General features: G+C 38.7%; 10 protein-coding genes. 5 read left to right on the top strand and 5 right to left on the bottom strand.

Annotated elements, in window-relative coordinates; translation table 11 throughout:
- Positions 1 to 398 precede the first annotated feature (398 nt).
- Positions 399 to 626 (top strand): hypothetical protein, encoded by a 228-nt coding sequence (locus IPK35_04430; GenBank protein MBK8052531.1) that lies wholly within the window; start codon positions 399 to 401, stop codon positions 624 to 626.
- Positions 572 to 1,657, top strand: a complete 1,086-nt coding sequence (locus tag IPK35_04435) for a transposase (GenBank protein MBK8052532.1) — start codon at positions 572 to 574, stop codon at positions 1,655 to 1,657. Before IPK35_04430 ends, IPK35_04435 begins: the two co-directional genes overlap by 55 nt.
- A 399-nt stretch (positions 1,658 to 2,056) precedes the next feature.
- Here the strand turns inward: IPK35_04435 and IPK35_04440 are convergent, their stop codons facing one another.
- The 5 genes from IPK35_04440 to ltrA all read right to left on the bottom strand — a co-directional run bounded on the left by IPK35_04440 (position 2,057) and on the right by ltrA (position 7,223).
- Entirely contained in the window at positions 2,057 to 2,704 is a 648-nt protein-coding gene (locus IPK35_04440) for a protein-L-isoaspartate(D-aspartate) O-methyltransferase (protein MBK8052533.1), read from the bottom strand.
- Positions 2,705 to 3,195: 491 nt separating this feature from the next.
- Positions 3,196 to 3,351, bottom strand: a complete 156-nt coding sequence (gene cutA / locus IPK35_04445) for a divalent cation tolerance protein CutA (protein MBK8052534.1) — start codon at positions 3,349 to 3,351, stop codon at positions 3,196 to 3,198.
- Between the two features lies 1 nt (position 3,352).
- Complete coding sequence (gene pfkA, locus IPK35_04450) at positions 3,353 to 4,333, bottom strand: 6-phosphofructokinase (GenBank protein MBK8052535.1); 981 nt, start codon at positions 4,331 to 4,333, stop codon at positions 3,353 to 3,355.
- Between the two features lie 190 nt (positions 4,334 to 4,523).
- The gene (locus IPK35_04455) at positions 4,524 to 5,375 is read right to left on the bottom strand and encodes a hypothetical protein (GenBank protein ID MBK8052536.1); all 852 of its coding nucleotides are present in this window, start codon (positions 5,373 to 5,375) and stop codon (positions 4,524 to 4,526) included.
- Positions 5,376 to 5,987: 612 nt separating this feature from the next.
- Complete coding sequence (gene ltrA, locus IPK35_04460) at positions 5,988 to 7,223, bottom strand: group II intron reverse transcriptase/maturase (GenBank protein ID MBK8052537.1); 1,236 nt, start codon at positions 7,221 to 7,223, stop codon at positions 5,988 to 5,990.
- Positions 7,224 to 8,620: 1,397 nt separating this feature from the next.
- Between ltrA and IPK35_04465 the strand changes: the two genes are divergently transcribed.
- The 3 genes from IPK35_04465 to IPK35_04475 all read left to right on the top strand — a co-directional run bounded on the left by IPK35_04465 (position 8,621) and on the right by IPK35_04475 (position 12,045).
- Positions 8,621 to 9,517, top strand: coding sequence for a 3-hydroxybutyryl-CoA dehydrogenase (locus IPK35_04465; protein MBK8052538.1), 897 nt, complete (start codon positions 8,621 to 8,623; stop codon positions 9,515 to 9,517).
- Between the two features lie 215 nt (positions 9,518 to 9,732).
- The gene (locus IPK35_04470) at positions 9,733 to 10,854 is read left to right on the top strand and encodes a CoA transferase (GenBank protein ID MBK8052539.1); all 1,122 of its coding nucleotides are present in this window, start codon (positions 9,733 to 9,735) and stop codon (positions 10,852 to 10,854) included.
- Positions 10,855 to 11,019: 165 nt separating this feature from the next.
- Positions 11,020 to 12,045 carry a PorP/SprF family type IX secretion system membrane protein gene (locus tag IPK35_04475; GenBank protein MBK8052540.1) on the top strand — a complete coding sequence of 342 codons (1,026 nt, stop codon included), beginning with the start codon at positions 11,020 to 11,022 and terminating at the stop codon, positions 12,043 to 12,045.

Genomic DNA, 12,045 nt, shown 5'->3' on the forward strand with positions numbered 1-12,045 from the left:
AGCTCTCTATGTGGGGTTTACTTTGGGATGTGGATTTTGGGATTTGGGATTTTTACATTTGGCTCTGCTACCTCTGGCCCCTATAAGGGGAATGCAGCGCTCTCGGATGTGGGGTTTGAGTTTTGGGATGTGGATTTTGGGATTTGGGATTTTCACATTTGGCTCTGCTACCCCTGGCCCCTTATATGTTTGCATTTTAAAAATTAATGGTTTCAAGATAAACAAATAATTTATAACTTGGCGGTTGAAGGGGAACACCCCTTGATACTTAGATATCGTCCTTTAGTGTCCCTTTCGCCAAGCTTAATCATGAGGTATAACTTGATACATTGATATCGTATAATATAAGGGAATGTAAGGCTTGACATTTTTTTAACACATTTTAAAGTAATTTATGTATGAAAGTTGGATTTGGAGGACTGGACGCAAGTAAAGGTTATTGTGATTTCAGTTTAATTTCGAAGGGTAATGAATTTACTAATCGCAGGATGAATTTTATTGATAATCAATCCGGTCTTGATGAACTCAAAAAGTCTTATCACAGGCACTTTTGTCTATTGATAAAATCTATTTGGCTATTGAAAGTACCGGTGGGTATGAAAACAATTGGTATAATCAATTGGTAAGTTTTGATAAGCGAATCATCATGTTCAGGATTAATCCGTTGCGGACACATCATGAGTCAAAAAAGAATATGCATCGCAATATTAATGACGCCATCAGTAGTGAAATTATAGCTAGGCATGTATCTGAAAATTATGAGGAACTAGAGAAAGCCAAGCCTAGATCCTTACATTTTTATACTGCGAAACAGATGCACAAAACTATACAAGGATTTATTAAACAAAAGACGAGAAATATCAACCAACTTGAGAAAGTAGTGTATAGTTGTATTCCTGGTCTTTTAACTTTTAGTAAAAATGGCATGCCAAAATACATGTATAAATTACTTCAAAAGTATCCATCAAAGGCAAAGATATTAAATGCGAAAACAGCTTCTTTGGCTAAAATCAAAGGGTTAACCATGGAGAAGGCTGAGGCCATCCAAAAAGCGGTGAAGCTAGATTCAGGGTCGGGTAATACGATACTTACTGAGCTAAATATTAAAACATTGGCCCAAACTATTAACTTATTCTCCACCCAGATCAAAGAACTTCAATCAGAACTTGCTAAACACGGAGCCAACGACTTAGCGGATTTATTAGTCACAATTCCTGGTTGCGGCATCGAGTCAGCAGTGTCATTAAGCATAGAAATAGAAGATATAAATCGATTTAACAGTGCCGCATCACTTTGTTGCTATTTTGGAGTACACCCAGAAAACCATACAAGTGGTGATATATCAAAGAAACCTAAAATGAGCAAAAAAGGAAGTAGTTCATATAGGGGTACAATATACATGGTAGCTAAAAATGCGATTATGTATGACCCTTATTTTAAAGAGGTATATTCAAATCAAAGAGCGAAAGGTAAGACCTATAACGATGCTTTAGGTGTAATAATGAACAAGTTAACAAGAGTGATCTATGGTATGCTTACAAACAAAGAGGCATACGATTCATCAAAACCTAAAACACAAAAAAAACAAACCAGTAGACGCAGATCAGCAAATAGAGAAGTTGGAAAAAAGAAACCGCAGATTATAAGGCAGAGCTAGAAAAGATGCAAAACGCACCAGTTTCTCGAAGAGCAGAAAATAAAATAAAAAAGGCAATGGAAGAGTCTCAAAACTCAATTGAAGAGTTGCGCACGAGATCAAAACCATTACCAAGTGCAAACATATAAATTTGTTTGCACTTAGTAATAAAAAAACACCGCCAAATATTATAAAATCAACGGTATAACTAAAGGGGAATGCAGCGCTCTCGGATGCCGGCTTCTGGTCGAAAGGTTTTTTTGACTGATGAGCGTCACGACGGGCGACCCTTAAACAAAAAAAAAAACGCTTTGATGTTTTCGCATCCTTCGCAAAGGCAAATACTAAACTTGGACATTCGATTCATGTAGTGGTAGCATCGCTCACCAATCATCCTTCGTCTGCTTAGTGGTCGAGGGCTTAGCCCTGGATACCTTTCAGGAAGGGGACGAATCTGTAGTTGCCATAATTTTCTTCTCGGATGGTGCCGTCTGTGTTTTTGATGATACGCTTCATTTGCTGGATATCACCGCTTCCAAGAGGGACGACCATGATGCCGTCAGGTTTCAGCTGGTCGATGAGTTTTTGTGGTATTTCGGTGGCTGCGGCTGTAAGCAGAATTTTGTCAAAGGGAGCAAATCGCGGAGCGCCAAGATATCCGTCTCCGTATAGCGTGCGCACTTGTCCGAAACCGATATCGTGGAGAAATCTCGATGTTTTGTCAAAAAGTTTTTTTTGTCTTTCTATGGTATAGACTTTGGCTCCAAGGTAAGACAAGACACATGCCTGATAACCTGACCCGGTGCCTATCTCCAGAATTTTATCTCCTTTTTTGATATCCAGAAGAGTCGTCTGCACTGCCACGGTGTATGGCTGTGAAATCGTCTGGTCTGCATCTATAGGGAATGCTACATCTTTGTAAGCCCAGTCAGAAAAAGCTTTGTCCAAAAAATAGTGTCTGGGTATGTCCATGAATGCACTGAGAATACGTTCGTCAGTGATGCCTTTGGTGCGCAATTCATTGATGAGCTTTTGTCTCAATCCTTTATGTCTGTGGGTATCTTGCAAGTGGGTTTATGATTTTATGGGTTTATGATTTTTGGGTTTATGGGTTATGGGTATTTCTTTCTCATTAGGCTATGCTACCCCTTGCCCCTGAAGGGGAATCCTGCGCTATGGGTTTGGTATTTAGGCTTTGGGTGTTAAGGTTCATGGGTTTTTCTTTCTCATTAGGCTCTGCTACCCCTTGCCCCTGAAGGGGAATCCTGCGCTATGGGTTTGGTATTTAGGCTTTGGGTGTTTAAGGTTCATGGGTTTTTCTTTCTCATTAGGCTCTGCTACCCCTTGCCCCTGAAGGGGAATCCTGCGCTATGGGTTTGGTATTTAGGCTTTGGGTGTTAAGGTTTAAAGGTGATCATGTTGGTCAACCAATCAAAATAGGCGGCATTGCATCTTGCAGACCATCGGATGATGGCTGATGTCTGGAAAGCATGTAACATTTCAATTTGTTTGTCCACAATTTGTTCCATTGATGGCAATGTTTTAAGGATGCCAACCCATTAATTTTCCTTGTTGATATTGCCATCCCAAACGAAAAGGCTATGTGAGGAAATGACATTTCCACAAGCTATCTTACCAATGTCCAATAGTTTATTTACTAAATATTCAGCATCATCTTTTGAACCACACGGCACATAAAACAATAAGATTTCCATATCAGAGTGCGAGGATCTCCGCCATTTTAACAAGGTCTTTATTCAGTGTTTTATTTTTGCTTATGGCATCCAAAAATGGAGTGTAGGTGATCTTGTCATTGATGATACCGAGAGCAACACCGCCTTCGCCTCTGATGAGGGCTTTGACAGCGGAGTGTCCCATCCTGCTGGCCAGGACGCGATCCATGGCAGTAGGTGATCCTCCTCGCTGAAGATGGCCTATGATAGTCACTTTTATATCAAAATGCGGATTTCTGCTTTTTATTTCATTGGCCAGCTGGTGAGCATCTCCATTAGTATTTCCTTCCGCTACGATGACGAGATTGAAAAGTTTCTGTCGTTTTACTGATTTTCGGAGTGTGCTGTTGAGTTCATCGATAGTGGTCTCCGTTTCAGGCAGGAAGATAGCACCTGCGCCACTGCCAATACCCGTGTGCAAGGCAATAAATCCCGCATGTCTCCCCATCACTTCCACAAAAAATAAACGGTTGTGGGAGTCTGCGGTGTCCCTGATCTTATCCACCGCTTCGATGGCTGTATTGATGGCTGTATCAAATCCGATGGTGTAGTCTGTGCCAAATATGTCATTATCGATGGTGCCCGGAAGTCCAACAAAAGGTATTTTGTACTCCTTCATAAATATATCAGCACCGGTGTAAGTACCATTGCCGCCGATAGCTACTACTCCATCAATATCATGTGCTGTCAGAGATTCAAAAGCTTGTTTTCTGCCTTCAGGTGTACGAAACGCCTCACTTCTGGCTGTCTTTAGTACCGTACCACCACGCTGAATGATATTGGCTACATCACCGACATCCAGTCTTTTGATATCACCATTGACCATACCATCGTATCCTCTATATATACCATATACATGCAGATCGTGATATACGGCTGTTCTGACGACGGCCCTTACAGCTGCATTCATGCCGGGAGCATCTCCTCCTGAAGTAAACACTGCGATTCTTTTTACACTACTCATATTTGTTTTGGTGTTTAGGTATTTAAATATTAGGTGATTTTAGGGGTTATATATGTTGTCTTTAGATATTAGTTTGTAATCAATGTGGTTTAGATAAAGTATTTTTAGTTGTTCTTACCCATCCTAAATCCTTCCCTTGGGAAGGACTTCATAATATAACCTTATCTAAAAGACATTGAGTTTGTAATTGTCATTCTACATTGGACATTTGTAATTTATCATTCAAATGAAATTGTATCAATTGATGTATAGGTTGCTTAATAATCAGCCCGGCCCGAATATCAAATTCCAAAAGTACATCTTCAAGATAACTCCTGTAATGGTAAGCAATGGAACCTGCAAAAACCACCGGGAATCCACCAAAATTTTTATATTTTAGTATACGCAATTGGACAAATTCTCTGAAAACTCTTTTGATCAGAGTATCTTTCCAAATACCATCTGTATGTGAAAGAAACTGCGCAAATGAAGCGATATATCTGCTCCCTGCTTGGTTTCTGTACACTTCCTGTATTACCTGAGCTTTGGTAAGGTGATACATGTTGTCGAAAAGAGATTTTTCAGTTTGGGACATATTGCCATAAAAATAATCTTTTATGATTTCCTTGCCCAGATGTACGCCTCCTCCTTCGTCGCTAAATATATACCCCAAAGACGGGATGGCTTCAATAATTTCAGTGCCATCATACACACATGAGTTTGAGCCCGTGCCCAGAATACAAACTATACCCGGCTGATGTCCGCAACAGGCTCTCGCCGCAGCATAAAGATCAGATCTAACCTCAGTTTTTCCGGCAAAACCATATGGAGCCAGCCATTTTTGAATGCGCCCCGGACTTGAAGGATCATCTGCCCCGGCACCGTAAAAAAAGATGTCATTTGCTTTTGTAACTGCATCCACAAGTGCCTGATCAGACAATAACGGAAACTGAACCTGAGTAGATGGGTTGATGCCATTGGTTTTGAAAAACTGATGTCTTCCATCCATTTCAACAGCTACCCAGTCTGCCTTGGTCGAACCACTCTCTACAATGATGAACATAAAATCTTAATGTATGAATGACACTATCTCTTAAATTGTACAGGCAAAGATAATAATATTACATTGTTTCCTGCCAAATACCTTGAATTTTCAGTGATATTTTGCTGAAATTGGTATTTGGTCTTAAAGAGTATGTTTAGAGTATGTTTAAATTTTTATCAATTGGCTCCAAGTGGCAAATTTTATATTCTGTTGCAACATCAACTTCGTTTGTCAAAGTCTTATCTAACTTTGACGGAACCTATCTTAGGCTCTGTTAAAAAATAACTGATACATTTTGTCTCGTTCTTTTGCTCTTTTTCTGTGTTGTAAAATCGTTAAATAGTGTTTGCTAAATATATTATATGTTGCTGAATTTCAATATTTTATTCAATTATATTTTTATACAAGTGCAAGGTTTTTTGATGTATAATGAGTAAAACCTTTGCACTTTGATTTAACATTGTCCTATGCGGACGGCAGTCACTTTTTTGCATCTTTTGCTCTCACATATTCCTTTGGAATGCTTACCCAGAAGTCGAGTAGGCAAGCGGGAGTTTCACCCGCAAGCCTCTCACGGAACCGTGCTTGAAGATCTCCCTTCACACGGCTCTTGATGCGGTTAAAACCTTTTCAACAATACCCTTTTGACCAATGATAGAAAAGCTCTGGCTTTTCTTTTCTTATCATTTCATACATGTTCAACGCTTCTTTTGACCCTGTTTTATACTTCTTTCTAATCCACTTCAATATCCGTTTATTAAAATTATAAAAGCAGGTGTTTAGTCCACGTTTTGTGAAGAGACCATAATAATTTGTCCATCCAATCAATTTGCTATTTATTCTTGCTGCAATGTCCTGTATTTCTAAATCAGTATGTTTCATCGCTTTATTAATTCGAAACTCTTCCATTATCTTTTTCTTACTGCTTTTGCTGATGTCTCCTAAGAATCCTAACAAGATTTGTTTGTCTTTCATTATCATCTTGGAAGGTTTAAAGCTAAAGCCCAGAAAATCAAATGTTACATGTTCATGGTTTGCTTTCCGTCGATAATCTTTGCAATAGGCTATCTTTGTTTTGCTTTCTTTGATGCTTAGTTTCACTTCTCCGAGACGTTGCTTGATTTGTGTAAGTATATGTTGTGCTTGTCGTTCACTTTTACAGTGGACTACTACATCATCCGCATATCTTACAAATCTTACATCAGGATGGTTTTTGTCAAACCATTTATCTAATGTAAAGTGCAGATATAAGTTTGCTAATAAAGGGCTTATAACTCCGCCTTGTGGAGTGCCTTTGCCTTCCTTATTCCTTATACTTCCATCTTTGTCTTGGATTGGCATTTCTAACCATCTTTTAACATACATCAATACCCATTTCTCAGGCATAACATGTGCTACTGCCTTTAGCATGATTTCATGGTCTATCTCATCGAAGAATTTACTGATATCCATGTCTATCACCCAATCATATTGATAGCAATTCTTAATTACTGTTTGTAATGCTTGATGTGCGCTCTTTAATGGGCGATAACCATAACTATCTTGGTGAAAAATTCCATCTATGCGACTTTCCATATATTCCTTCACTACTTGTTGACTGATTCTGTCTCGTATTGTAGGAATACCCAACTTGCGCTTCGTTCCGTCTTTCTTTGGGATTTCTACTTCTCTAACTGCACTTGGATGGTAGCTTCCTGAAGCCAGTCGGCTCCATATACTATGGAGATTACTACTTAACTTCTTTTCGAATGCCTTCCAAGTTTCTTCATCTACTCCAACGGCTTTCCCGCCCTTACGCAGCTTTAAATATGCCTGCGTAACCCACTGACGTTCGATTGGTATGCTTTGGTTTACTCTTACTTCCATTTCAATCTTCCTCCTCTACGGAGTTGTTTAATGTTAAATAATATCCACATCCTAAGCCCTTCGCTATTACCAACTTTCATTGGCCTTTAAAGCACTACTATGACTTAGTCCGACTACCACATAACGCATCTTCCGCGCTGCCAAATGTGGTTCTCCCAAGTTTTATATTGAAGCCCAATATACATTCATGTCGTCTTTACACCGATGGATACATTGCCAGTAATTAGGCGTCCGCAATGCTTATCTCTGAGTCCTTTTTACAACCCGATTTTATCCATATCTCTGTTTTTTCGATGTTTCATCAACGATTCATTCGCATTCATCTCTGTATATCATACCTGACGTTTTAATACGCCTTTTCTCTTTACGCTTTCTACATTTCAATTACTCGTTTTGCAGAAAAGAGCGGTTTGACAAGTTACCCTAAAATCCCTTGCCGATACTTCGCAACATGGTCACTCATGTTGTTGTATCATCTTCAATATAACATGGTAGGCTTTCACCAACCTACCTTCATGGCACACAAAAAGTAACCAAAAAACGCTAGTTCAAAAAAAGGCGATTGCGAAGCAACGTTCTCTCTCATGTCAAAATGCTTTTTCTATTGCCTTGATTATCTATCCTTTACATCAAATATTTATCATTGGCAATAGACGCACTTTTTCTGCCCATCCGCTAGCGGTTCACTTCGTCAAAGGCTTACACGCCTTTGGTGCTTTGCACTACACTACGTTCATGTTCACTATCGCTTGTTTTTTGAACAATTAACCACACCAATAGCTTTATAAAAATTGAGTGATGCTACTTTTTCAGCAGACCCTAAATAGCTAAGGCTATTCGCCTCATTTACGCTTTGAAAAAGAACAAATTAATTTCGCCAATTCTGCACCATTTATTTATTAACAGAGCCTTACGGTCTTTGACCGCTTGTGGACAATTTACTCCGGTCATGAGACCGATAGATAAAAGTCCAAGAGTCGGAGACTTTGGACAACAGAGGATTTGATATTTGGACGTAAATTTGAACTACAAATCAAGTACCATAAATATCGGCCTTGAATTGACATAGATGATAGCACAAAAGACACCTAATGAAAAATGTGTTTGCAAAAAAATCAATAGGCAATAAATAAAATAATCACGCTACATTTGCAGTTTAGTTTAAAATATAACGTCGTTTGGATAAGGAATTGTTCTTTGTTTTACCCTATCTATAGTGAACAGAAAATATTGTGCAAAAAATTTAAATCACAAGTTATTAATTTTCAAATAATTGTGATTTTTAAATTTTGCAAATCAGTTTCTGTTGGTATAAATCTTTCCCTTACAAGGGAAAGACTTCATAAAGATGTCTTAACTAAACGACATTGGTTTAAAAAATAAACTTAATAGAAATGATTCAAAAGGTTGCAGTAATAGGAGCAGGTACTATGGGAAATGGGATTGCGCAGGTATTTGCTATGCACCATTATGATGTTATCCTTTGTGATGTGTCGGCAGCTGCATTGGCCAATGCTATGAAAATCATAGAAGAAAATCTGCATCGGATGGCCAGAAAAGAGCTGATACAGACAGATACCATACCAAAAGTCCTCAGTAAAATCCAAACCACAGAGTCCGTAGAATTGGCTGTAAAAGGTGCAGATTTAGTCATCGAAGCGGCGTCAGAAAATCCTTCTGTCAAAGCCGGAATATTCCATAAGCTTGATACTTTTGCTCCTGAATCCTGCATCCTGGCGACCAATACATCTTCTATTTCAATCACAAAACTGGCCGCTGAAACAAAAAGACCAAATAAAGTAATAGGAATGCATTTTATGAACCCAGTGCCTGTGATGAAATTAGTGGAAGTGATCAGAGGTTATGCGACTTCGGATGAAGTTTGTAATGCCGTGATGGAAATGTCCGGAAAATTGGGTAAGATACCTGTTGAAGTAAATGATTACCCGGGTTTTGTAGCCAATAGAATACTGATGCCTATGATCAATGAAGCCATCTATACATTGTATGAAGGAGTGGCAGGTGTATCTGAGATTGACAACGTCATGAAACTGGGTATGGCACACCCGATGGGGCCATTAGCACTTGCAGATTTTATAGGGCTTGATGTATGTCAGTCCATATTGGGTATCATGTATGAGGGATTTGGCAATCCCAAGTATGCACCATGCCCTTTATTGGTCAATATGGTGACTGCCGGCAAACTGGGTAAAAAGACTGGTGAGGGGTTTTATACTTATAGCACAGGTCTGAAAGAGTCAATAGTCTCGGCGAAGTTTTTGAAAGCTCATTGAGGGTTTGAAATGAAATAACCTGTAAAAAACCAAAAATCAAACAGTCATTTTGAACACTTTTAATAGAAACACACAGAAACATACTCATAAGTGTATAAAATTTCAAACGCTAATTTACGCCGATTTCGCTAATTGTTCGTAACATTCCTAAAAGTGTGTATAAAATCCCATCATTTGACTCATTTCAACAAATAAAATCGAATAATATCAAATGAATGAAAAATGAATCAAATCAACTTCTGACCAATCTGCTTTGCAAAGGGCTCAAAGTGCTGGATCTGTCCGGAATCCTTGCCGGACCATTGGTAGCTTCTTTTTTTGCTGAGCTGGGTGCTGAAGTCATCAAGGTAGAAAACAAACTTACAGGCGGGGACGCTACCAGACAGTGGAAACTGCCGGCTGAAAAAAAGGAAGCTACATTTTCTGCATATTATCATAGTGCCAACTATGGCAAAAAAGTACTCATGAAAAATATGACCGACGCCAAAGACAGGTCAGATGTTGAAAAAATCATGTCAGAAAGTGATATTGTCATATCCAATTTTCAAAAGAAAACAGCTCAAAAACTATCATTTGTGCCCGAGGAAATCATTCAAAAATACCCGGGAATCATTTTTGCTCAATTGAGTGCATATACATGGGATGATCCACGGCCGGGTTATGATCTGGTCATGCAAGGCGAGACAGGATGGATATCCATGAACGGAACAGATAGCGAGCATATATCAAAAATTCCCGTGGCCGTCATTGATATTTTTGCAGCCCATCAAATGAAAGAAGCTATACTATTGGCTATGTGGAAGAAAGCTATTACGCACAAAGGCAGTGTTATACATGTGTCGCTCTACAAAAGTGCTATATCCGGATTGGCCAATCAGGCTTCCAACTATTTGAATGCCAATCATGTGCCAAAACCCATAGGAACACTGCATCCAAATATTGCCCCTTACGGCGATTTATTTACTTCAAAAGACAATATAAAGTTTCTGCTCGCGCTGGGAAGTGATGATCAATTTAAAAAACTATGGTTTACCCTGAATATGGATCAAACAGCATATCCTAACTTTGAGAAAAATTCTGACAGGGTTAAAACCAGGTCCGCCTTACAGCAAATCATGCAACAGATTATGTCAAAGCTAAGGTTTTCGGAGATAGAGCAAAAAATATGTGCCATCAATATACCATTTTGCAAGATTTTAAACTTAAACGAAGTATTTGAAAATCCATTAGCACAAGACATGGTCCTTCAAAATGAAACCATAGAATCGTCAAAATATTATATCAGTAATGTTGCTTTTGAATTGATCAATGACTCTGCAGGACAGAGGACTATTTGATCAGTTACAAAAAAAATCAGAATATAATCGCTAAAAATATCATTTTAGTACGGTTTTTGTATAAAATATAAAGGTAAGGTATTGAATATCAATTAAAAAACGTATATATTTGTCTTTAAATGACTTATATATTTGTATATTTTGTTACAATAAAATAATCTGATTTTGAGAAGAAATTTCATCCTTAATACAGTGATCTTGATGTGTATATTTTTTATATCAAAAAATACATATAGTCAGGACCTACATTACAGCCAGTTTTACAATTCACCGCAGAATATCAATCCTGCTTTGACAGGTGTATTTAATGGCGACCACAGGTATATGGTATCAATGCGAGATCAGTGGAGATTTGTGCCGGTACCCTGGTTTACAATGAGCGGTGCATATGACAGAAAACTCTATGTGCTCAAAGGAGATCAACATTTTCTGGGTATAGGAGGCAGCCTAAATCATGACAGACAGGGAGATTCAAAGCTAAATTTGACTTCACTCAATGTAAACGGAGCTTATCATCGGATACTCAATGCCAATCATATCGTCAGTGCAGGCTTGACATTGGGACTTGCATCAAGGGGATTTAACACTGCGTTGCTTACCTGGGATAAACAATGGGATGGTGAAGCTTTCAACAGTGCCTTGCCTACTGGAGAGTCATTCAGCAATCTCGAGAGAGTCAATTTCTTAGAGACAGGATTGGGTATCAATTACAGATATCAAAAAGACAAAAGAACATATGCTGATATAGGTGCATCAGCATTGCATCTACTGAAACCTAATTCGGCATTTTACAATAATGACGTAGCCAATCTACCACGAAGAATGACACTCTCAGTCACGGGGCAGGTCCAAGTTACAGGCTTCCTTGATGTCCAGCTCCATGCACTGCACCAGATACAGGGTCCATACAATGAAACGATATTCGGAGGGCTCGGCAAAATCTATCTAAGTGAAAAAAAAGGGAAAGAAATTCAACTTCATGCAGGTTTGGGATATAGGACGGCACAATCATTTATACCTACCATCGCTGTTCAGTACAATAACATTTATGCCGGCCTAAGCTATGATGTGGATACCAACAACTTTAACGATATAGTCAACTCTAATAAAGGTGGACCTGAGATTCATATAAGGTATATTATTGCCAATGTGAGACCAATGAGAGAAGCCAAAGTTTGTCCAATCTATTAG

It is taken from the genome of Saprospiraceae bacterium (assembly GCA_016713025.1).
In the GTDB taxonomy this organism is placed as follows: Bacteria; Bacteroidota; Bacteroidia; order Chitinophagales; family Saprospiraceae; genus OLB9.

What these genes read in the sequence shown, in the direction of transcription:
- IPK35_04430 (MBK8052531.1), top strand. Translation starts at nt 399, where the DNA reads ATGAAAGTTGGATTTGGAGGACTGGACGCAAGTAAAGGTTATTGTGAT.
- cutA (MBK8052534.1), bottom strand. Translation starts at nt 3,351, where the DNA reads ATGGAAATCTTATTGTTTTATGTGCCGTGTGGTTCAAAAGATGATGCT.
- pfkA (MBK8052535.1), bottom strand. Translation starts at nt 4,333, where the DNA reads ATGAGTAGTGTAAAAAGAATCGCAGTGTTTACTTCAGGAGGAGATGCT.
- IPK35_04455 (MBK8052536.1), bottom strand. Translation starts at nt 5,375, where the DNA reads ATGTTCATCATTGTAGAGAGTGGTTCGACCAAGGCAGACTGGGTAGCT.
- ltrA (MBK8052537.1), bottom strand. Translation starts at nt 7,223, where the DNA reads ATGGAAGTAAGAGTAAACCAAAGCATACCAATCGAACGTCAGTGGGTT.
- IPK35_04470 (MBK8052539.1), top strand. Translation starts at nt 9,733, where the DNA reads ATGAAAAATGAATCAAATCAACTTCTGACCAATCTGCTTTGCAAAGGG.